General features: G+C 45.8%; 20 protein-coding genes. 7 read left to right on the top strand and 13 right to left on the bottom strand.

Annotated features, from left to right (window positions below; genetic code table 11):
• Positions 1-6: 6 nt before the first annotated feature.
• The gene (locus tag AOC28_RS02495; protein ID WP_072582393.1) at positions 7-894 is read left to right on the top strand and encodes an outer membrane protein assembly factor BamD; all 888 of its coding nucleotides are present in this window, start codon (positions 7-9) and stop codon (positions 892-894) included.
• A 72-nt stretch (positions 895-966) separates the two neighbouring features.
• On the opposite strand, the gene alr is transcribed toward AOC28_RS02495, so the two are convergent.
• The gene (gene alr, locus AOC28_RS02490; protein ID WP_072582556.1) at positions 967-2,058 is read right to left on the bottom strand and encodes an alanine racemase; all 1,092 of its coding nucleotides are present in this window, start codon (positions 2,056-2,058) and stop codon (positions 967-969) included.
• 74 nt (positions 2,059-2,132) lie between these two features.
• Here alr and lplT point away from each other — a divergent pair, with 74 nt between their 5' ends.
• Positions 2,133-3,452, top strand: a complete 1,320-nt coding sequence (gene lplT, locus AOC28_RS02485; RefSeq protein WP_072582392.1) for a lysophospholipid transporter LplT — start codon at positions 2,133-2,135, stop codon at positions 3,450-3,452.
• Between the two features lie 17 nt (positions 3,453-3,469).
• Here the strand turns inward: lplT and AOC28_RS02480 are convergent, their stop codons facing one another.
• From AOC28_RS02480 to scpA, 8 genes are read right to left on the bottom strand one after another with little or no spacing between them, the layout of a single operon-like run.
• Positions 3,470-3,994 carry a hypothetical protein gene (locus AOC28_RS02480; protein WP_072582391.1) on the bottom strand — a complete coding sequence of 175 codons (525 nt, stop codon included), beginning with the start codon at positions 3,992-3,994 and terminating at the stop codon, positions 3,470-3,472.
• The gene (rimI, locus tag AOC28_RS02475; protein WP_072582390.1) at positions 3,991-4,521 is read right to left on the bottom strand and encodes a ribosomal protein S18-alanine N-acetyltransferase; all 531 of its coding nucleotides are present in this window, start codon (positions 4,519-4,521) and stop codon (positions 3,991-3,993) included. Before rimI ends, AOC28_RS02480 begins: the two co-directional genes overlap by 4 nt.
• Positions 4,521-5,225: a tRNA (adenosine(37)-N6)-threonylcarbamoyltransferase complex dimerization subunit type 1 TsaB gene (gene tsaB, locus AOC28_RS02470; RefSeq protein WP_072582389.1), complete on the bottom strand. Its 705-nt coding sequence runs from the start codon at positions 5,223-5,225 to the stop codon at positions 4,521-4,523. Before tsaB ends, rimI begins: the two co-directional genes overlap by 1 nt.
• A gap of 32 nt (positions 5,226-5,257) precedes the next feature.
• On the bottom strand, positions 5,258-5,725 hold the full coding sequence (locus tag AOC28_RS02465; RefSeq protein WP_072582388.1) for a VOC family protein: 468 nt from the start codon (positions 5,723-5,725) through the stop codon (positions 5,258-5,260).
• Positions 5,726-5,739: 14 nt separating this feature from the next.
• Positions 5,740-7,764 (bottom strand): acetyl-CoA carboxylase biotin carboxylase subunit, encoded by a 2,025-nt coding sequence (accC, locus tag AOC28_RS02460; protein WP_192846842.1) that lies wholly within the window; start codon positions 7,762-7,764, stop codon positions 5,740-5,742.
• 27 nt (positions 7,765-7,791) lie between these two features.
• On the bottom strand, positions 7,792-9,324 hold the full coding sequence (locus tag AOC28_RS02455) for an acyl-CoA carboxylase subunit beta (RefSeq protein WP_072582555.1): 1,533 nt from the start codon (positions 9,322-9,324) through the stop codon (positions 7,792-7,794).
• A gap of 10 nt (positions 9,325-9,334) precedes the next feature.
• Positions 9,335-10,360 (bottom strand): methylmalonyl Co-A mutase-associated GTPase MeaB, encoded by a 1,026-nt coding sequence (gene meaB, locus AOC28_RS02450; protein WP_072582386.1) that lies wholly within the window; start codon positions 10,358-10,360, stop codon positions 9,335-9,337.
• 14 nt (positions 10,361-10,374) lie between these two features.
• Positions 10,375-12,579 carry a methylmalonyl-CoA mutase gene (scpA, locus tag AOC28_RS02445; RefSeq protein ID WP_143143859.1) on the bottom strand — a complete coding sequence of 735 codons (2,205 nt, stop codon included), beginning with the start codon at positions 12,577-12,579 and terminating at the stop codon, positions 10,375-10,377.
• 68 nt (positions 12,580-12,647) lie between these two features.
• Here scpA and AOC28_RS02440 point away from each other — a divergent pair, with 68 nt between their 5' ends.
• The gene (locus tag AOC28_RS02440) at positions 12,648-13,286 is read left to right on the top strand and encodes a GntR family transcriptional regulator (protein ID WP_072582385.1); all 639 of its coding nucleotides are present in this window, start codon (positions 12,648-12,650) and stop codon (positions 13,284-13,286) included.
• A 70-nt stretch (positions 13,287-13,356) separates the two neighbouring features.
• Here the strand turns inward: AOC28_RS02440 and AOC28_RS02435 are convergent, their stop codons facing one another.
• Both AOC28_RS02435 and AOC28_RS02430 read right to left on the bottom strand, forming a co-directional pair.
• On the bottom strand, positions 13,357-13,710 hold the full coding sequence (locus AOC28_RS02435) for a cytochrome c (protein WP_072582384.1): 354 nt from the start codon (positions 13,708-13,710) through the stop codon (positions 13,357-13,359).
• A gap of 31 nt (positions 13,711-13,741) precedes the next feature.
• Positions 13,742-14,107 (bottom strand): cytochrome c, encoded by a 366-nt coding sequence (locus AOC28_RS02430; RefSeq protein WP_072582553.1) that lies wholly within the window; start codon positions 14,105-14,107, stop codon positions 13,742-13,744.
• A 157-nt stretch (positions 14,108-14,264) separates the two neighbouring features.
• Here AOC28_RS02430 and AOC28_RS02425 point away from each other — a divergent pair, with 157 nt between their 5' ends.
• From AOC28_RS02425 to AOC28_RS02415, 3 genes are read left to right on the top strand one after another with little or no spacing between them, the layout of a single operon-like run.
• The gene (locus AOC28_RS02425; RefSeq protein WP_072582383.1) at positions 14,265-15,140 is read left to right on the top strand and encodes a MoxR family ATPase; all 876 of its coding nucleotides are present in this window, start codon (positions 14,265-14,267) and stop codon (positions 15,138-15,140) included.
• Between the two features lie 24 nt (positions 15,141-15,164).
• Positions 15,165-16,340 (top strand): VWA domain-containing protein, encoded by a 1,176-nt coding sequence (locus AOC28_RS02420; protein WP_072582382.1) that lies wholly within the window; start codon positions 15,165-15,167, stop codon positions 16,338-16,340.
• A 35-nt stretch (positions 16,341-16,375) separates the two neighbouring features.
• On the top strand, positions 16,376-16,834 hold the full coding sequence (locus AOC28_RS02415) for a RidA family protein (RefSeq protein WP_072582381.1): 459 nt from the start codon (positions 16,376-16,378) through the stop codon (positions 16,832-16,834).
• A gap of 11 nt (positions 16,835-16,845) precedes the next feature.
• On the opposite strand, the gene AOC28_RS02410 is transcribed toward AOC28_RS02415, so the two are convergent.
• Positions 16,846-17,505 (bottom strand): nucleotidyltransferase family protein, encoded by a 660-nt coding sequence (locus tag AOC28_RS02410; RefSeq protein WP_072582380.1) that lies wholly within the window; start codon positions 17,503-17,505, stop codon positions 16,846-16,848.
• A gap of 63 nt (positions 17,506-17,568) precedes the next feature.
• On the opposite strand from AOC28_RS02410, the gene AOC28_RS02405 reads away from it, so the two are divergent.
• Positions 17,569-18,528 (top strand): XdhC family protein, encoded by a 960-nt coding sequence (locus tag AOC28_RS02405; protein ID WP_072582379.1) that lies wholly within the window; start codon positions 17,569-17,571, stop codon positions 18,526-18,528.
• A gap of 32 nt (positions 18,529-18,560) precedes the next feature.
• Here the strand turns inward: AOC28_RS02405 and parC are convergent, their stop codons facing one another.
• Positions 18,561-20,936 (bottom strand): DNA topoisomerase IV subunit A, encoded by a 2,376-nt coding sequence (gene parC, locus AOC28_RS02400; RefSeq protein ID WP_237767725.1) that lies wholly within the window; start codon positions 20,934-20,936, stop codon positions 18,561-18,563.
• Positions 20,937-20,971: the final 35 nt, after the last annotated feature.

Raw genomic sequence — 20,971 nt, 5'->3', positions numbered from 1 at the left:
TCAGTTATGTCCGACGTAATATCAGACGCCAGTTTAAGGCTTGCTGGGAATTCTTCCTCACAAAAAAAGAGCTTCCATATAAGTGGCACTCCTTTTGCCCTGCTTTTAGCCTTCGTGTTCGCATTAATGCTTTTGGGTGGATGCGCAGGTAGCGATGGCAGCAAAGATGACACAGACATCTGGTCAGAGGCAAAACTCTATTCTGAAGCCACTGACAAACTCAATGATGCTGACTTTGCTAAGTGCGGCAAGTACTTTGAAAAATTAGAGGCACGTTTTCCTTTCGGTCCCTATTCACAACAAGCACAAATTAACTCTGCTTATTGCTACTGGAAAGCGCAAGAACAAACTCAAGCACTGGTTGCGATTGATCGCTTTATTAAATTACATCAAGGTAGCGAAAGTCTAGATTACGCTTATTACTTAAAAGGACTCATTACCTTTAATGATGACTTGGGATGGCTTGGCAATTTTACTGGCCAGGACCTCAGTGAGCGAGACCCTAAAGCTGCTAAAGAAGCTTTTGAGTCGTTCAAAGTAGTAGTGGATCGTTTCCCAGACAGCAAGTACGCTCCAGATGCATTAGATCGCATGCGCTATATAGTGAATTCTCTTGCTGAGGCGGATGTGATTGTTGCGCGCTTTTATTATCAACGTGGTGCCTATCTGGCCGCAGCCAATCGCGCTCAGCTAGTTATACGTGATTACGATCGCGCACCTGCAGTTGAAGAGGCGCTCTACATTCTCACCAAGTCTTATGAGAAGCTCGGCATGGTTGAACTAAGCAATGATTCAGCCCGCGTCTTCAAATTAAACTTCCCAGACAGTCAAATGATGATCACCGGTCAACGTGTTCAAAAAGAACGCAGATGGTGGCAGTTCTGGAATAAGTAAGATTGTTTCAATATCAACAAAAATCCTCCGCTGTGGAGGATTTTTTATTTACTGGCTTGGCATTTTCTTTATCTACTGGATCTCAACAGGAACCCTAGGCGCCACAGCACAAAGCAACTCATAACCAATGGTTCCACTCATTTGCGCCACATCATCGACTGGAACTTTGTCACCCCAGAGTTGAACTACGCTACCGATGCCTGCATTTGGCGCATTGCTTAAATCAATCGCCAGCATATCCATAGAGACTCTTCCAACCAGAGGGCAAATGATCCCATGATTACGATTGCCAACCCAAACTGGCGTGCCATCTTTAGCATGACGTGGATACCCATCAGCATAGCCACAAGCCACAATGCCGATACGCATGGCATTAGGTGCCTCATAACGACCGCCATAACCAATGCGATCCCCTTTTTGAAGTTCTTGAATATCAATAATTTCACTATGAAGTTGCATGACCGCCCTGAGATTGGCATGCTCAATATCAGCATGCAGTCCTGTTGGTGATGCGCCATAGAGCATGATGCCTGGGCGCACCCAATCGCCTAAGGCGTTGCGATGCCACAAAATAGCTGCAGAGTTTGCTAGTGATGTTGCACCTTCTAGACCAGCAATCGTTTCATTAAATAACTCTTGTTGACCTCCAACTGAGGGTAACTGATCCACTTGATCAGCATTGGCAAAATGGGTCATGTGGTGCATGTGATAACCAGTTGCATGCAAGCGATGAAAAACAGTTCGATATATTTCGGGCTTAAATCCCAAGCGATTCATACCGGTATTCATCTTTAGAAAGACACTTAAAGGCTTATGGTTTTTACCTTTAAATCGCTCCAGCCAATCTACCTGAGCATCACAGTGGACCACGAGGTCGCATGCTAAATCTTCCGCTCGGCTTAGCTCATTTTCATGAAATAAACCCTCTAAAAGGAGGATGCGCCCTTGCCAGCCGTGCTCCCTTAACCAGGCAGCGTCCTGTATATCTAACAAGGCAAAGCCATCCGTAGAGGACAGCCCCTTTAATGCAGCCTCAAAACAATGACCATAGGCTCGAGCTTTGATGACAGACCAGATTTTGGATTCTGGCGCCAATTCCCGAACTCGGTTTAAATTATGCCGAAAGGCGGCAGTATCAATAGATGCCAAAATTGGTCTATTAATCAGGCCGTTAGCTGAATCACCCATTTTCACCCCTCCTTTCATGCTTTAATTGCAGTAATGACTAGATTGTACGAATGAACCGTAGCTTTTACATCATTATGGCGGCGCAATTTTTTTCGTCGCTTGCCGATAATGCTCTCCTAATTGCCGCTATTGCGCTCTTGGCCCAGCTTCAAGCTCCGGCCTGGATGACGCCGTTGCTCAAATTGTTCTTTGTATTGTCCTACGTTCTTCTAGCAGCCTTTGTTGGAGCCTTTGCAGACTCCCGACCCAAGGGTAATGTCATGTTTATTACCAATACCATTAAGTTTGTTGGCTGCGTGACCATGTTGTTCGGTAGCCATCCTTTAATGGCCTATGCCATCGTCGGCCTAGGTGCCGCTGCTTACTCGCCAGCTAAATACGGGATTCTGACCGAACTTCTACCTCCTGAAAAATTAGTTGCAGCCAATGGTTGGATCGAGGGATTAACGGTAAGCTCAATCATTTTAGGCACCGTTTTAGGTGGCGTACTGATTAGTAGCACGGTATCTCAAAGCCTCTTGGCCCTAGACATGCCTACATTTGATACTGGCATTGATACGCCAGCCGAGTCGGCAATTCTGATCATCATGATGATTTATGTTGTTGCCGCACTCATCAACCTAAAGATTCCAGATACTGGCGCACGTTACGTTTCCCAGAAAACCAATCCAATTGAATTGGTCAAAGACTTTGCCATTTGCTTTAAGACGCTCTGGAATGATCGCTTAGGTCAAATCTCCCTAGCGGTAACAACCTTGTTTTGGGGTGCTGGTGCAACTCTTCAATTCATTGTCATTAAGTGGGCGCAAGTGGCTTTGCATATGAACCTATCCCAGGGGGCTATTTTGCAAGCCATTTCCGCTGTAGGCGTTGCCGGTGGCGCTGTTTATGCTGCTTGGCGTATTCCGCTTCGTAAATCGCTAGAGGTATTACCCTATGGCATTGCTATGGGCCTAGTAGTCTGCATCATGGCAGTCTATAACTCAGATATGCTTCCCAATACAAGCATCCTTACAGTGGGTAAGTTTCAGATATCCCTAAGCTTATTGCCTGCTTATTTTTTATTGATCTTAGTAGGCTGGTTAGCTGGCTACTTTGTAGTACCAATGAATGCCTTGTTGCAACATCGTGGTCACGTCCTGATGTCTGCAGGCCACTCCATTGCAGTACAAAACTTTAACGAAAACATTTCTGTTTTAGTGATGTTGCTAGTTTATTCTCTGCTGATCTGGCTAGATATACCAGTTCAATTTGTGATTATCGGATTTGGTTTAATTGTTAGCCTAATTATGTGGCTAGTGATTAAACGCCACGCCAGGAATCAAGCGGAGTATGACTCCATGCACCTGATCGGCGAACATAAGCAATAGGCTTGCTTATGCTTACATCAACTGTTTTGCAGAACAGATCTCGCTAACAACAGATCCTGCCAGAGCAACGCTTTATCGTTTGGTTTTGCAAGTACTTGATTGAGTTCAAAAGTAGCAATCACTGGAATCTCTTCCTCATTGCCAGTATTTAAAGCTAAAACCGTTTCGCGCAACTGCGGCAATGGATCCCCTTCTCCAGTGATTTTTTGAGCAGTAGGTCCACCGAAGGCAATTGCTACAACAGGCATTTCAGGGGCGCTCAACTGACTCAGACTCTGACTTGGATTTTTCCAAGCCCACTCATTTTTAGCCAGCCCCAATACACGAATCATATTTTGGAACAAGATTTGCGCATCGCCCTGTGGTTCGTTACCAAAAAACCACCACATTCCATAGCTAATTCTTGGGGTTGAATGTGCAACTTCAGGAGAGGCTTGAGCGTTAGTCTGTTCGGATACTAAGGCTGTCGCTTGTACAACATCCCGGGAAGTCCATTCGGTGATGCCCATTTCTTTTAAGAAGGCTGAATGTGTATTGGTCATGGCTCTAGCTTAATCGATTTGGCCATAACGAGCGCATCCTCACGAGATCCAGTCTCTGGATTAGCTGGGTAGTAGTTTTTACGAACACCGATTTGTTCGTACCCCAATTTTTGATAGAGCGATACCGCAGCTAAATTGGTTGGCCTTACCTCCAAAATAATGCGGGGCATTTTTTGTTGGGCTGCCACACCCTCAATCGCAGCCATCATTCTTTGGCCCAAACCAAGTTTACGCAAATGGGGCGACACCGTAATATTGAGCAGGTGTAACTCATCTACCGCAGGAAAGAGAATGCAGTACGCCCAAAGCACTGCTGGATCCAAATAACTACCCTTTACCATTTGGTCTACTTGCGGGCGAATGCAATAGGCCCAATGTCCAGCAGCCAAAGAATCAGAAAAATTACCCTTTGTCCAAGGGTGAATGTGCGAGACGGACTCTATCTTGAGAACTTCATCCAAGTCGGCAGCTTGCATTGGCATGAACGAGAGCTCTGCAGCCCCTTTCCCAGGGGAACTATCGGACATTACCTCATCCTCCCTTCGCGCTCTGCAGTAGTAAATGCCACTTTATTCCGCACATACATTGGCTCAAGCAGTCGAACACCTTCCTGCAAACCTTCTTTAAACGATTGTTTAGCACACTCTAAAACACCCAATGCAGAGATTGAGATATCGACATCCTTAGGGCCATCAAATATCGGCATACGACTGCTGTAAGCATTTAAAGCGCTACCTGCCATGAGTTGCACGCCATCAAAATTAAGATCTTCAGGCTTTGTAAGGTAGATATCACTCACGCGTTTTGGTAATTGAGTAGCTTGAGACTCATAGTTCGCCCAATAAATCTCTTCCATGCGTGCATCAACGGCAATCATGAAGCGTTGAGGCTTGGTCTTTTTATAAATCTCGGCGCTTGTGATTTGCGCAGCTATTGCATCTAAGCTACAAACTGATATGACTGGCAGATTGTTTGAAATAGCGAGGCCCTGCACTACCGCCACACCCAATCTAACTCCCGTGAATGCGCCTGGTCCAATACCAACGGCAATAGCATCAAGATCTTTTAAAGACAGTTTTGCATTAGCTAGTAGTGACTCAACCCAGGGCAATAGCAGTTGGCTGGCGCCCGCTGAAACAGCTTCATGCCTGAACTCTGGTGCTTTATCACCTAAAGATAAAGCCACCGAACACCACGCTGAAGAGGTGTCGATGGCCAATATATTTGCCAATTTGAACCCTATTTGCTAATTACAAAACCAAATTATGAACTCAATCCAGCAATCACCTCGGGTGGCGCTTGTACCAACTCAATGAGCACCCCTTCACCGCTTATTGGGAACTCGTCATTCCCCTTGGGATGGACAAAGGTGATGTCGTAGCCAGCAGCACCCTTGCGGATACCACCTGGAGCGAATCGCAAGCCATTAGCTGAGAGCCACTCGACCGCTTTAGGCAAGTCATCCACCCATAAACCAATATGATTTAAAGGTGTTTGATGTACAGCTGGTTTCTTTTCAATATCAAATGGCTGCATCAGATCGACTTCAATCTCATGGGCACCAGAACCAATCACACAAATATCTTCATCCACGTTTTCACGCTCAGAGACAAAAGTACTTTTGTATTCAAATCCGAGCATATCAACCCACAACTTCTTAAGTCGATCTTTATTTTCAGCGCCTATAGCGATTTGCTGAATACCTAAAATCTTAAATGGCTTTGTGCTCATAGTCATTTACCTATTTATTCAAAGCGAATAATTAATTGATCCACCGCCAAGCTATCGCCCTCTTTAGCGCAGATTTCAGCAACTACACCATCTTGCATAGCGGATAGCGTATTTTCCATCTTCATCGCTTCAATTGAGGCTAGTTTCTGACCTGCTGTAACCGCTTCACCAGCCTTGACAGCAATTTTTGTGAGCAGTCCTGGCATTGGAGACATCACTAATTTAGAAGTATCTGGCGGCAACTTGACAGGCATACGACGTTGTAACTCTGCACCCAAGGGGCTCAGAACCATACATTCGTAATGAGCGCCATCAAGAATTAACAGATACTTAACGCCACGACGCTCTACTTGTGCAGTAATCTTGTGCGTACCGTTAATGGTCGCATGCAGACAGATCTGCCCGGGACGCCAGTCACTCACAATGTCATAACGACTCACACCATCAGTCTCATCGATGTAGACGGAATAGATGCCGTCTTTCAGCTCAACCCGAATAGGCACTTCATAAGGATCATTCATGGAGCCGGTTTTTTTGCCAGTAACCACTACAAATTTCTTTGCAATGATCATTTCATGGCCAGCTAATTGACCATCAATCATCTTGATATGCTCAAGATAGCGATAGCGCATAAACGCGGCTAATGCTGCCAAACGCTTCGGATCAGCGGGCTGTACAGAATCCTTTTTAAAGCCCTCTGGATACTCTTCAGCGATAAAGCCAGTTGTAAAGTCGCCATTTACAAAGCGAGGGTGTTGCAATAGGGCCGCTTGAAATGGAATATTGGAGTGAATGCCGCGAATCACAAAATCATTCAATGCTGCGCGCATCTTTTCAATTGCTTCCGTACGATCCTTGCCGTGAACAATCAATTTAGCAATCATTGAGTCGTAGTACATCGGAATTTCACCGCCCTCATACACGCCAGTATCTACACGCACTCCGTTAATAGCCTCTGGTGGACGGTACTTCACTAGACGGCCAGTTGAAGGTAGGAAGTTGCGGAATGGATCATCAGCGTTGATACGGCACTCCATCGACCAACCATCCAACTTCACATCTTCTTGCTTGAATGGCAACTTCTCGCCTGCAGCTACCCGAATCATCTGCTCGACCAAGTCAAGGCCAGTAATACTTTCGGTCACTGGATGCTCAACCTGCAAACGGGTATTCATTTCTAGGAAATAGAAAGACTTATCTTTACCAACCACAAACTCCACTGTGCCGGCGGATTGGTAGTTCATAGCTTTTGCCAATGCAACCGCTTGTTCGCCCATCGCTTTACGAGTCGCCGGATCGATAAAAGGTGAAGGCGCTTCTTCAATGACTTTTTGATGACGGCGCTGAATGGAGCAATCGCGCTCATTGAGATAAACCACATTGCCAAATGAGTCGCCTAAAACCTGAATCTCAATATGACGCGGGCCTTCAACAAACTTCTCAATAAAAATACGATCGTCACCGAAGCTGTTCATCGCTTCCGTTTTGCAGGCTGCAAAACCTTCGGCAGCTTCTTTGTCGTTAAATGCAACGCGCAAGCCCTTACCACCACCGCCTGCCGAAGCTTTAATCATGACAGGATAGCCAATGCCTTGAGCAATTTTGACCGCTTCTTCAGTGGTATCAATGGCCTCGTTATAACCAGGAATCGTATTCACCTTAGCTTCTAACGCAAGCTTCTTGGAGGCAATCTTGTCACCCATAGCAGCGATCGATTGATGCTTAGGGCCAATAAAGACAATGCCTTCTTCTTCGCAACGCTTAGCAAACTGCTCGTTCTCCGATAAGAAGCCGTAGCCAGGATGAACCGCTTCAGCGCCGGTATCTTTGCAGGCCTGAATAATTCGGTCCATTACTAAGTAGGATTCACGCGAAGGTGCCGGTCCGATGCAAACAGCCTCATCTGCCAGTTGAACGTGACGCGCTTCTTTATCGGCCTCTGAGTAAACGGCTACAGTCTTGATGCCCATTTTTTTAGCGGTCATCATCACACGGCAAGCAATCTCACCGCGGTTAGCAATTAAAATTTTCTTAAACATTTTCGTAGTCATAATTTATCAGCGCCTTTACAGAGGAATATTGCCGTGTTTACGCGCAGGATTCTTCAAGTCTTTGTCTTTGAGCATCGCTAGTGAACGAGCAATCCGTTTACGGGTCTCATGCGGGAGAATGACGTCATCGATGTAACCGCGACGACCTGCCACAAAAGGGTTGGCAAACTTCGACTTGTACTCAGCTTCACGTGCAGTGATTTTTTCTGGATCCGATTTCTCTTCACGGAAAATAATCTCAACAGCCCCCTTAGGACCCATTACTGCAATTTCTGCTGAAGGCCAGGCAAAGTTGACGTCACCACGTAAATGCTTAGAAGCCATCACATCATAGGCGCCACCATAAGCTTTACGAGTAATTAAAGTCACCTTGGGCACGGTGCAATCAGCGTACGCATAGAGCAATTTCGCACCATGTTTAATAATGCCGCCGTATTCTTGTGCAGTGCCAGGCATAAAGCCAGGAACGTCAACCAAAGTCACTACCGGAATATTGAAGGCATCGCAGAAGCGCACGAAACGCGCAGCCTTGATGGATGCCTTGATATCCAAACAACCAGCCAGAATCAGTGGTTGATTGGCAACAATCCCAATGGATCGACCTTCGATACGAGCAAAGCCAATCACGATATTTTTTGCGTAGTCAGGCTGTAATTCAAAGAATTCACCGTCGTCCACGATCTTCTCAATCAACTCTTTCATATCGTAAGGTTGATTGGGGTTGGATGGCACCAAGGTATCTAATGAAAAATCAGGCTCTTCAGTTCGGTTTGCACCTTTGATCAAAGGTGGTTTCTCACGGTTTGAGAGCGGTAAGTAGTTAAAGAAACGACGCAACATCATGATCGCATCAACATCGTTATCGAAAGCCAAATCGCAAACACCTGATACTGTTGAGTGAGTTACAGCACCACCTAATTCTTCAGCAGTAACATCTTCATGAGTAACGGTCTTCACTACTTCAGGGCCCGTCACAAACATGTAAGAACTATCTTTGACCATGAAAATGAAGTCGGTCAAGGCCGGGGAATATACGGCGCCACCAGCTGAAGGCCCCATGATCAGGGATATTTGCGGGATTACGCCGGATGCGGTTACATTGCGCTGAAAAATCTCTGCATAGCCGCCAAGCGAGGCAACACCCTCTTGAATACGCGCACCGCCAGAGTCATTGAGGCCAATTACAGGAGCGCCTACCTTGAGGGCTTGATCCATGATTTTGCAAATTTTTTCTGCATGGGCCTCTGATAAGGAGCCACCTAAAACGGTGAAGTCTTGAGAGAAAACAAACACCAGGCGGCCATTAATCATTCCATAACCAGTGACAACCCCATCGCCAGGAACAGTTTGATCGGCCATGCCAAAATCATGACAACGGTGCTCAACAAACATATCCCACTCTTCAAATGTGCCTGCATCAAGCAAAAGCTCAATACGCTCACGAGCAGTTAATTTGCCCTTCGCATGTTGAGCCTGGATGCGCTTTTGACCGCCACCCAATCGAGCAAGCTCACGCTTAGCTTCGAGTTGTTGAATGATTTCCTTCATTTCCTGCTCCTTAGAAAAATTCATGCCCCATGGCTTCCAGTAGTCGTCTTGCCGCTACTGAAGCTGCCATAGTTCCTTGGTTTACCTGTGCTGCCAAGCTTGGTAGAAGCGCTTGAACGGCTTCATTACTACGAAATGCATTTTTTAATCCTGCATCGATGCGATCCCACATCCATGCACCTGATTGCTCTTTACGACGAGAGTCAAATTTCCCATTGGCCTTTTGGAGAGATTCAAAATGAGATACCTTTTCCCATAACTCCGGAACGCCGTTACCCTCTAAGGCACTTAAGGTCATGACTTGTGGGTGCCAAAATTCTTTGTCATGGGATGCATGATCTGGATTGCCTTGGAAACCAAGCAGTCGTAATGAGCTGGTAATAAATAACTGAGCGCGCATTGCAGCATCAGGATCAATGTCTACTTTATTGATGACGATCAGATCGGCAATTTCCATCACACCTTTTTTAATCGCCTGTAGATCATCGCCAGCATTGGGGAGTTGCATTAACAGGAACATGTCAGTCATACCTGCAACTGCAATCTCACTCTGCCCTACGCCAACGGTTTCAACAATAATCACATCAAAACCTGCGGCTTCAGCAACCAACATGGCTTCACGCGTCTTCTCTGCAACACCACCCAGCGTACAAGACGATGGACTGGGGCGAATAAAGGCATGTTCAAGAACGGATAGACGCTCCATACGGGTCTTATCGCCCAAAATTGAGCCACCAGAGATGCTGGAAGAAGGATCAATCGCTAACACAGCGACTCGATGACCTTTATCGATGAGGTAAAGGCCCAAAGACTCAATCAAGGTCGACTTGCCAACACCTGGAACGCCTGAAATTCCCAGACGAAATGATTTACCTGTTTTTGGCAATAGAGAATTCAGCACCTCATCAGCGCGATGACGGTGATCTAAGCGAGTTGATTCAAGCAGCGTAATGATCTTCGCTAATGCACGTCGCTGCTTAAGCGATGGCGCACCAGTGAGATCATTCACTAGAGCTTGATCAGCGGCTTCGAGCATGCCTATGGCCCGTACTAAGCTGGTTTAACAGACTTGCGGATTTGCTCGAGCACATCCTTAGCCGAAGCCGGAATTGGAGTGCCTGGACCATAAATACCTTTTACACCTGCCTCATAGAGGAACTCGTAATCTTGCCTTGGAATCACACCACCAACGAATACGATGATGTCGTCTGAACCCTGCCTCTTCAATTCAGCAATGATGGCTGGCACCAATGTCTTATGGCCAGCAGCCAATGTAGAAACTCCCAAGGCATGTACGTCATTCTCGATCGCTTGACGCGCACATTCTTCTGGGGTTTGAAATAGGGGGCCGATATCCACGTCAAAACCCAAGTCAGCATAGGCTGTAGCAACCACCTTTGCACCACGGTCATGGCCATCTTGCCCCAACTTAGCAATCATCACACGTGGACGACGACCAAAGTCTTTTGCAAAGTCAGCAATTTCAGTTTGAAGTTTTGCCCAGCCCTCGGCTGAGTCATAAGCAGCTGCATACACACCGGTCACCTTTTGAGTATCGGCGCGATGGCGCCCGTAAACTTTTTCTAATGCATCAGATACTTCACCAACGGTTGCTCGTAATCGAATTGCATTGACAGATAACTCCAACAAGTTTCCAGAGTTATCTTCAGCAGCCTTAGTTAATGCCTCTAACGCAGCTTCTACTTTCTTAGAGTCACGCTTAGCCTTAATTTCCTTAAGACGTGCAACCTGACCTTCACGGACTTTATCGTTGTCGATCATTAATACATCAACAAGATCTTCTTTGCTAAGCTTGTATTTGTTCACACCCACAATTACGTCGGAGCCTGAATCTATCTTGGCCTGTTTTTCAGCAGCAGCAGCTTCAATTTTAAGTTTAGCCCAACCACTTTCAACCGCCTTGGTCATGCCGCCCATGGCTTCTACTTCTTGAATAATTTCCCAGGCTTTGTCAGCCATTTCTTGAGTTAGGTTTTCCATCATGTAGGAACCCGCCCATGGATCGATGACGCTAGGAATATGTGTCTCTTCTTGAAGGATCAATTGAGTGTTACGCGCAATACGGCTGGAGAACTCGGAAGGCAAGGCAATCGCCTCATCCAAAGAGTTGGTATGCAATGACTGTGTGCCACCAAAGACTGCGGCCATCGCCTCTACCGTAGTTCTTACTACGTTGTTGTATGGATCTTGCTCAGTTAAGGACCAGCCCGATGTTTGACAGTGCGTACGCAACATTAAGGACTTCGGATTCTTTGGCTCGAAGGACTTCATAATGCGCCACCACAACAAGCGGGCGGCACGCAACTTGGCCACTTCAAGGTAGAAATTCATACCAATCGCAAAGAAGAAAGAGAGGCGACCTGCAAAGCCATCAACATCCAAACCTTTAGCGAGCGCTGTTTTTACATACTCTTTACCATCGGCCAAGGTGAATGCCAACTCCAACACTTGATTGGCTCCAGCCTCTTGCATGTGGTAACCCGAAATAGAAATCGAGTTGAACTTCGGCATGTGCTTAGCGGTGTACTCAATAATGTCGCCAATAATACGAATCGAAGGTTCTGGTGGGTAAATGTAGGTATTGCGAACCATGAACTCTTTCAGAATGTCATTCTGAATCGTTCCGGATAATTGCTCCTGCTTCACGCCTTGCTCTTCACCAGCCACAATGTAACCAGCCAGAACCGGCAATACAGCTCCGTTCATTGTCATTGAAACGGATACCTTATCCAATGGAATGCCATCGAACAAGATTTTCATATCTTCTACAGAGTCAATGGCAACACCGGCCTTACCAACGTCACCGGTAACACGTGGATGATCGGAGTCGTAACCGCGATGAGTAGCTAAGTCAAAAGCAACGGATACACCTTGACCACCTGCATCAAGTGCCTTGCGATAAAAAGCATTGGATTCTTCTGCAGTTGAAAAACCAGCGTACTGACGAATGGTCCAAGGACGAACCGAGTACATTGTTGCTTGTGGACCACGTACAAATGGTTCAAATCCAGGCAATGTATCGGTGTAGTTAAGACCTTCAACATCCGATGATGTGTATAAAGCTTTTAAATGAATTCCATCCGGAGTTTTCCAACCCAAGGAATCAACATCACCATGAGGTGCAGATTTTTGCGCTGACTTTTTCCAGGCCTCTAGATTGGCATCTGGAAATGATGGCCATGAATTGTTTTCTTTAGAACTCACAAAAAAACTCCCGGTTAATTTTTGCTGCATTGCATCGAAATATCCCTACATTCTGCTTGACAATTATTTATTTGTCTAGCTATCATGTATTCATAATTATGGATACAAAACTGAATAACAGACCCTTATACGAAGACGTAGCCGATCGGCTAAGGGAGCAGATATTTAGCAAGCAACTAGCTCCAAGCAGCTGGTTAGATGAACAATCGCTTGCTGACCAATTCGGCATCAGCCGCACGCCAATGCGTGAGGCAATTAAGGTCCTAGCCTCTGAAGGTCTGGTTACCATCAAGATGCGTCGTGGAGCCTATGTAACTGAGGTGGCTAGAAAAGATCTAGAACAAATCTTCACGATTCTCTCCCTTTTAGAGGGTCAAGCAGCTAAGGAAACAGCGATTAAAGCGACTGAAGCTGAATTAAATATGCTGGATCACCTACACCACCGCTTAGAAAAAGCAGCTGCCGACCGGGATATTGAGCAGTTTTTTGAGATAAATGGCAAATTTCATGGGCTAATTCAAGAAATTGCAGGTAATAAATGGATGAATGGCGTCATTGCAGATCTACGCAAAGTTCTCAAATTACATCGTAGAGACTCATTAACCAGCACCGGTAGACTGCAAAACTCATTAGTTGAGCACCGAGAAATCCTTCGAGCACTTCTCAAGCGAGATGAGCAAGCTGCTGAAGCGGTGATGCGCAAACATTTGGCGCGAGGACTTGAAGCGCTAAGATAAAACCTATAAAAAATAAAGGCTTAGAAGATTATTCTAAGCCTTTAATCTAAGTAGCCTGAGCTAGCAGGATTTACTTTTTAATAACAAAATTTCCTGGCAAGCTGGAAACATAAGCGGCAATATCTTGCATATCAGCATCACTAAAGGCTTGCACTTGTGAGCCCATGATGGCGTTGTTACGACCATACTGAGGATTGCCGTTACCAACTTTGTACGCTTTCAAGGCGTAATACAAGTAATCAGAATACTGGCCAGCTAACTTTGGATACGCCGGCAAGATTGGGGCATTGAGTCCAGCACCATGGCAAGAGGCGCAATTAGCCTTCTCTACCAAGGCCTGACCTTTATCAACGTTAGCAGCATTTGCTACGTTTACCAAACCAATGCTGGAGAGCAAAACTGCTGTAATTAGTGCAAATTTCATAAAAGTATCTCTATGTATCTTTATCAATGAATCACTTCAATGGGTTGTTCGGTGTGCTGGCAGTTTGCGCAGCATAGTATTCGCCAATATCGGCCATATCTTGGTCAGACAAGCTGGCAGCGATAGCGCGCATCGTTGGATGCTTGCGCTCGCCCTTTTTGTACTCTGACAAAGCAGTAGCAATATAGGCACCATTTTGACCGCCCAACATAGGCACTTTGTATACCAATGGGTAATCAGCGCGGTAATCAGGAATGGAGTGGCAACCAACACAAAGCCAAACCTTAGCATTACCAGCAGCGGCATTACCTTTAACTTCATCAGCCTGAGCAACAGAACCTGCAAAAGCTAAAGTTGCAGCAACGGCCAAATGAGGAAGAAATGTGAGTTTTTTCATAGAAATCATTATTAATGAGTTTGATTTGGATCAATTTGGGAAGAGTATAGCGGACAGATGCCTTTCCCGTCATTTCAGAGGCCAAAATCAGTAGAAACACTGAAAAATTCCCCTCATTTACCTATACTTGAATGCTTAATCCAGTCCTTATTTAGGTATGTCTATGAGCAAATCCACCCCACCCTCTCAAAATCGCTTTGCAGGCAGCCAAAGCTATGTCGCTACCGATGATCTGAAATTGGCAGTAAATGCGGCCATTGCTCTGCAGCGCCCTCTTCTTATTAAAGGTGAGCCCGGCACTGGAAAAACCATGCTCGCTGAAGAAGTCGCTGCCGCCCTCAACATGCCGCTATTGCAATGGCATATCAAATCGACCACAAAGGCTCAGCAGGGTCTATATGAATACGATGCCGTAAGCCGTTTGCGCGACTCCCAATTGGGCGATGAAAAAGTAAACGACATTCGAAACTACATTGTGAAAGGTGTTCTTTGGCAAGCTTTTGAAGCAGATGAGCCGACTGTATTGCTAATCGATGAAATCGATAAAGCAGATATTGAGTTTCCGAATGATTTATTACGTGAAATTGATCGCATGGAGTTTTATGTCTATGAAACTCGTGAATTGATTAAGGCCAAACATCGCCCGCTCGTCATCATTACTTCAAACAATGAAAAAGAATTGCCCGATGCCTTCTTACGTCGTTGCTTCTTTCATTACATCACCTTCCCGGACGCCAATACGATGCAAAGCATCGTGGATGTGCACCACCCCAATATCAAACAGGATCTTTTGGATGCTGCCCTCAAGGCCTTCTACCAGATACGCTCGTTGCCGGGCTTAAAAAAGAAGCCCTCTACATCTGAATTAATCGACTGGCTCAAGCTCTTATTGGCGGAAGATATCCCACCTGAAGCACTGCATAGCAGCGATGAGAAGATTGTCGTACCGCCTTTGCACGGGGCTTTACTTAAGAATGAACAAGATATTCATCTATTTGAACGCTTGGTCATGATGAATCGCAATCATCGCTAACTTGTTAGGTAGAAGACTTCTGACATGTTGATTCAATTCTTCCTAAATCTGAAAGAGGCCAAGGTGCCTGTTTCAGTGCGAGAGTTTTTAACTCTTTTGGAGGGTTTGAAATCAGGGGTTATTAACCCCTCTATTGATGAGTTTTATCAGTTCTCGCGCTTAACATTAGTTAAGGATGAGCAACACTTTGATCGCTTTGATCAAGTATTTGGTAGCTACTTCAACGGGATTGAACAAATCATTGCGCTCTCACCAGATATTCCACTGGAATGGTTAGAGAAAAAACTTCAACGCGTACTAACGGATGAAGAAAAAGCTGCGCTGCAGAAGTTAGGCGGTCCGGATGCCTTAAAGAAGCGGCTTGAGGAGCTTTTAAAAGAGCAAAAAGAATGGCATGGCGGTGGCAATAAATGGATTGGCGCAGGTGGTTCTTCACCATTTGGTCACAGCGGCTATCACCCCGAAGGCATCCGTATTGGTGGCGAGAGTGCCGGCAACAGAACGGCCATCAAAGTCTGGGAAGCTAGAGAATTTAAGGATTACGACAGCGATCTAGCATTAGGTACACGCAATATAAAAGTCGCTTTACGGCGCCTACGTCGCTTTGCCCGAGAAGGATCTACTCTAGAGCTCGATTTAGATAAAACCATTCATTCAACAGCTGCCAATGCCGGCATGCTTGATATTCAAATGCGACCCGAGCGACATAACCAGGTCAAGGTTTTGCTACTGATGGATGTCGGCGGCTCGATGGATGATCATATCCAACGCATTGCTGAGTTATTTTCTGCTGCCAAAGCTGAATTTAAGCACTTAGAACATTACTATTTCCATAACTGTGTTTATGAAAACTTATGGCAAAGCAATCGCCGTAGACGTGATCAAGTGACTGCAACGCAAGAAATCATTAATAAATATGGACCCGACTACAAGCTCATCTTTGTTGGAGATGCGACGATGTCTCCTTATGAAATATTGAGCCCCAATGGCTCCGTTGAATACAACAATAAAGAAGCGGGCGCTGTTTGGATTAATAGGCTCATTGACCACTTCCCGCATTTTGCGTGGCTTAATCCTGAGCCTGAATCCATCTGGCAATACCGTCAATCGATCGACATCATGCAAAACCTCATGAAAGATCGTATGTACCCAGTCACTCTAAATGGTCTTGAAAGTGCCATGCGTCAGCTTTCCAAGTAAGATTCCTTTTTTCAATTTAATTACATAAACCCAGTATGAGCACAACCATTAGCGAACGTCTTAAGACCCTCGGTATTGATTTACCGCCACCAGGACCCCCTGCTGCTGCCTATGTCATGGCTGCCACCACTGGTAATACCGTATTTCTTTCTGGTCACATTGCTAAGCAAGATGGCAAACCTTGGGTTGGTAAGCTCGGTAAAGATATGGATACAGAAACTGGTAAAGCGGCTGCACGCTCTATTGCGATTGACCTGATTTCTACCTTACAAAATCACTTGGGCTCTTTAGATAAAGTAAAGCGCATCGTTAAAGTCATGGGCTTGGTGAACTCCACTGACAGTTATACCGAGCAACACATAGTGGTAAATGGCTGTTCAGAATTATTGTTTGAAGTTTTTGGCGACGCTGGCAAACATGCGCGTAGCGCCTTTGGTGTTGCACAAATCCCGCTTGGTGCTTGTGTAGAAATCGAACTGATTGCCGAGATTTAACTCAACACAACTTAATGGGGCTGGATTCTATCCAGCCCTAGTTTCTCGATATCGCTCTGCGTATCGACATCCACTACAAATGCTTGATTATCAGTAACAAAATTTTTCACTAGCTCGGGATGTAGATCCATGTGAGGTCTGCAGACCATTCCCGGTATTGCTAAGATTTTCTCAATGATTGGTTTTGAAAATAATACCGGGTTACCTCGCTGACCATTCACCATCGGCAATACGATCTCTTGGTTTGCGCTTCTTTGATTAAATTGCCACAGTAATGCCTCGATCTCAGTGCTAGCTATGTCCGGCTGATCGCATAAAGCAATTAACAAAACTTCATAGTCACTTTTTAGCGATTCAAGACCAAGACGTACTGAAGAGGCTTGACCCAACTCTGGCTGGAGATTTTTTACCCAAGTTATTGGGTTTGCTACGGCTTGCTTGAGTAATTTAATTTCTGCTTCGATTTGGTCCGAGTAAAAGCCTGTAACGACCAAAGTCTCAATGGGGTCAAAACTCTGGGTAGATTGAATAAAGCGCTTCAACAAACTATCTCCGCCTTTTTTTAATAAGGCTTTGGGATATCCACCCAAACGACTTCCCTCACCCGCTGCCAATATCAGGATGGCTAGACGCAAATTGGGGCTTTTGGAGGATTCACCGGAGACTGTCATTAGAGTGATAATAAATAGTTATCAATAAAAGCTTTAACAAAAGAACGAAAAAGAAGAAAACGCATGAACAGCACCGATTTAAGCGTACTCAAATCTGCCGTCGAATGGCTACAAGCAGGCCAATCTGTCGCGATTGCGACCGTGGTTCAGACTTGGGGCTCAGCACCCCGTCCAGTCGGCTCCTGGCTTGCTATACGAGCTGATGGGCAAGTTGCTGGGTCTGTTTCAGGGGGCTGCGTTGAAGATGACCTTATTCGTCGAGTCCAAACTGAAATCCTCACTCGCGATACCCCAGAAATGGTGGTTTACGGAGTAACCCAGCAAGAAGCTGCTCGTTTTGGTCTGCCTTGTGGTGGCACCTTACGTTTATTGGTAGAGCCTAGGCCAGAATTAGCTATTTTAGAAAAGTTGCTTGCGAATATTTCATCTCATCAAATTACACGTCGCTCCGTAAGTTTGACTACCGGCAAATCCACCCTTAGCTTAGGTGAGCGCAGTGATGAATTTGCTTGCACTGAACAGGAAATGAAAACCACTTACGGCCCTCGTTGGCGTATGGTGATTATTGGTGCTGGTCAGCTATCCCTATACACGGCCGATTATGCGCTAGCTTCAGATTTTGAAGTCGTCGTGATTGATCCTCGTGAAGAATATGCCGAGGGTCTAAATCGTTCTGATATTACTTTCTCAAAGGGGATGCCAGATGATGTCTTGCTGGAGATTGGTGTTGACTCTCACACCGCCGTTGTTGCTCTGACACATGACCCCAAGTTAGATGACATGGCTTTGATGGAGGCCCTGAAGTCTCCCGCCTTTTATGTGGGAGCGTTAGGCAGCAGAAAAAATACTCAAAAACGCAAAGAGCGCTTGCTCGAGTTTGATGTCAGCCAAGAGCAGGTTGAAAAATTACACGGTCCTGTTGGTCTATATATTGGCGCTCTCACCCCACCAGAGATCGCAGTTTCGATTCTGGCAGAAGTGATTGCTGTTAAATATGGCGTGAGTATTCCAAAGAAAACTTAGCTGACTTAACTGACTTAACTGACTTAACTGGCTTAGTTCGCTGTTAATTTGCCGTCTTTTAAGCGCGGCTCAACAAAGTGGCCTTTGCGTGCGCGGTTACCTGCAAAAGACTTTAAGGTTTTGGCATCAAGGCCGAGTTCAGTTGGTTTACCAGCACGTCCAGCGCCTGAATAGGTAGCCCCGTCAGGACCAACTGCGATAGCCGAAGCCAAGTGTTCTTTATCGTCCAAGCCCATAAGGATTACCCCTTTGCCGCCGGTTGGCAGACGCTTGAGTTCATCTAATGGGAAAACTAATAACTTAGAAGCTTCTGATAAGCAGGCAACTTGCTTCATACCCACCTTCACCTTAGCAGCACCTAAAGGAGCATCGCCAGGAACTTTAGCATCCATACTCAAGAATGATTTACCCGCTTTGTTACGAGTAGTCATATCAGATACATTGGCCAAGAATCCATAACCCGCTTTAGTAGAAAGCAATACCAAATCATCGGATTGACCAGCGTAATAGGCAACCATTTGTGAGCCAGCAGCCAAATTAACGAAGCTCGTTAATGGCGAGCCATCACCACGAGCGCCTGGCAATTCGCTGACAGGAACGGTGTATACCCGTCCGTCACTACCAAAGCCCTGAATAACGTCTACTGTTCTCACCTCAAAGGTGGCATACAAAGCATCACCTGCTTTAAAGCCAAATTGGGTTGCATCATGCTCATGACCTTGGCGCACACGTACCCAGCCCTTTTGAGAAACAATGACTGTGACCGGCTCATCAATGACCTTGGTCTCAGCAACAGCACGTTTATCTTCCTGAATGAGGGTGCGACGATCATCGCCGAAGTCTTTCATATCAGACTCAATTTCTTTGATGATGCGCTTGCGTAAGACGGTGTCGTTCTGCAACAAACCTTCTAGATCATCACGTTCAGACTTGAGCTCTTTAAGCTCTTGCTCAATCTTGATGCCTTCTAAGCGAGCCAACTGGCGCAAGCGAATGTCCAGAATATCTTCTGCTTGGCGATCGCTAAGCTTGAACTCTTTAATCAGGTCCGCTTTAGGTTCATCGCTATTGCGAATGATCTTAATGACTTTATCAATATTGAGAAGAACGGTTAAGCGTCCTTCCAAAATATGCATACGGTCTTTGACTTTGCCTAAGCGGTGCTGCGTTCTGCGAGTAACTGTGGCTACCCTAAATGCAACCCACTCAGACAGAATTTCTTTTAGGCCTTTTTGACGTGGACGGCCATCATTACCAATCATCACCAAGTTCATTGGGGCATTGGATTCCAATGAAGTATGAGCAAGCAATAAATTGACAAACTCATTCACGTCAATATTCTTACTCTTCGGCTCAAATACCAAACGAACTGCGGCATCCTTGCTGGATTCATCACGCACGCCATCGAGCACATTCAATATGGTCGATTTAAGGTTATTTTGCTCAGGCGTTAAGGTCTTTTTGCCGACCTTTACCTTCGGATTGGTAATTTCTTCTATCTCTTGCAGTACGCGCTGCGAAGAAGTTGCCGGAGGTAGTTCATTAACCACAATCTGCCATTGACCACGAGCCAATTCTTCGACAGACCAACGTGCACGCACTTTAATACTACCGCGCCCTGCTTCATAGATCTGTGCAATTTCTGCAGCAGAAGAAATAATCTGTCCGCCGCCTGGATAGTCAGGACCAGGCATGATTTCTAATAACTCTGAAGTACTCATCTTTGGAGACTTCATTAAAGCAACGGCAGCTGTAGCCACTTCACGCAAATTATGCGAAGGGATCTCGGTCGCCATACCAACGGCAATACCGGATGCGCCATTGAGCAATACAAAAGGCAAGCGCGCTGGTAATAATTTAGGCTCTTGGAATGATCCGTCATAGTTCGGCGCAAAATCTACCGTACCTTCATCAATCTCACTCAATAGCAAACCAGCAATCTTGGTTAGGCGAGCTTCGGTGTAACGCATCGCTGCCGCACCGTCGCCATCGCGTGAGCCGAAGTTACCTTGACCATCAATTAATGGGTAGCGCAATGAGAAGCTTTGTGCCAAGCGCACTAAGGCATCGTATGCAGATTGGTCACCATGCGGATGAAACTTACCCAGCACATCGCCAACTACACGCGCACTCTTCACCGGCTTAGCATCAGCACGCAAACCCATTTCGCTCATTGAGAACAAAATGCGACGCTGTACAGGTTTTTGGCCATCAGATACGTCTGGTAGTGCACGGCCTTTAACTACGCTAATTGCGTAATCTAAATAGGCGCGCTCTGCGTATACCGCTAGCGTTAAGCTATCTTTGCCATCTTCATTCAAATCAACCGTTTTGGGGTCATGATTACCCGCTCCACCGCCAGAAGAAGCCGCAACTGCAGGAGTCTCTTCCACTTCAACAATATCCATTTCAATGGGACTGGCAAACAAATCCGCCTGATCGG

The organism is Polynucleobacter sp. MWH-Adler-W8 (assembly GCF_001889925.1).
Lineage (GTDB): Bacteria > Pseudomonadota > Gammaproteobacteria > Burkholderiales > Burkholderiaceae > Polynucleobacter.
Note: the sequence above shows the minus strand (reverse complement) of the source record. Positions and strands in the feature narration are given on the sequence as shown.

What these genes read in the sequence shown, in the direction of transcription:
- rimI (WP_072582390.1), bottom strand. Translation starts at nt 4,521, where the DNA reads ATGTCCGATAGTTCCCCTGGGAAAGGGGCTGCAGAGCTCTCGTTCATG.
- AOC28_RS02435 (WP_072582384.1), bottom strand. Translation starts at nt 13,710, where the DNA reads ATGAAATTTGCACTAATTACAGCAGTTTTGCTCTCCAGCATTGGTTTG.
- AOC28_RS02495 (WP_072582393.1), top strand. Translation starts at nt 7, where the DNA reads ATGTCCGACGTAATATCAGACGCCAGTTTAAGGCTTGCTGGGAATTCT.
- scpA (WP_143143859.1), bottom strand. Translation starts at nt 12,579, where the DNA reads ATGCAGCAAAAATTAACCGGGAGTTTTTTTGTGAGTTCTAAAGAAAAC.
- accC (WP_192846842.1), bottom strand. Translation starts at nt 7,764, where the DNA reads ATGTTTAAGAAAATTTTAATTGCTAACCGCGGTGAGATTGCTTGCCGT.
- AOC28_RS02465 (WP_072582388.1), bottom strand. Translation starts at nt 5,725, where the DNA reads ATGAGCACAAAGCCATTTAAGATTTTAGGTATTCAGCAAATCGCTATA.
- AOC28_RS02480 (WP_072582391.1), bottom strand. Translation starts at nt 3,994, where the DNA reads ATGACCAATACACATTCAGCCTTCTTAAAAGAAATGGGCATCACCGAA.
- AOC28_RS02420 (WP_072582382.1), top strand. Translation starts at nt 15,165, where the DNA reads ATGTTGATTCAATTCTTCCTAAATCTGAAAGAGGCCAAGGTGCCTGTT.
- AOC28_RS02430 (WP_072582553.1), bottom strand. Translation starts at nt 14,107, where the DNA reads ATGAAAAAACTCACATTTCTTCCTCATTTGGCCGTTGCTGCAACTTTA.
- AOC28_RS02440 (WP_072582385.1), top strand. Translation starts at nt 12,648, where the DNA reads ATGGATACAAAACTGAATAACAGACCCTTATACGAAGACGTAGCCGAT.
- AOC28_RS02425 (WP_072582383.1), top strand. Translation starts at nt 14,265, where the DNA reads ATGTCTATGAGCAAATCCACCCCACCCTCTCAAAATCGCTTTGCAGGC.
- AOC28_RS02405 (WP_072582379.1), top strand. Translation starts at nt 17,569, where the DNA reads ATGAACAGCACCGATTTAAGCGTACTCAAATCTGCCGTCGAATGGCTA.
- AOC28_RS02455 (WP_072582555.1), bottom strand. Translation starts at nt 9,324, where the DNA reads ATGAAGGAAATCATTCAACAACTCGAAGCTAAGCGTGAGCTTGCTCGA.
- parC (WP_237767725.1), bottom strand. Translation starts at nt 20,936, where the DNA reads ATGGATATTGTTGAAGTGGAAGAGACTCCTGCAGTTGCGGCTTCTTCT.
- meaB (WP_072582386.1), bottom strand. Translation starts at nt 10,360, where the DNA reads ATGCTCGAAGCCGCTGATCAAGCTCTAGTGAATGATCTCACTGGTGCG.
- lplT (WP_072582392.1), top strand. Translation starts at nt 2,133, where the DNA reads ATGAACCGTAGCTTTTACATCATTATGGCGGCGCAATTTTTTTCGTCG.
- AOC28_RS02410 (WP_072582380.1), bottom strand. Translation starts at nt 17,505, where the DNA reads ATGACAGTCTCCGGTGAATCCTCCAAAAGCCCCAATTTGCGTCTAGCC.
- AOC28_RS02415 (WP_072582381.1), top strand. Translation starts at nt 16,376, where the DNA reads ATGAGCACAACCATTAGCGAACGTCTTAAGACCCTCGGTATTGATTTA.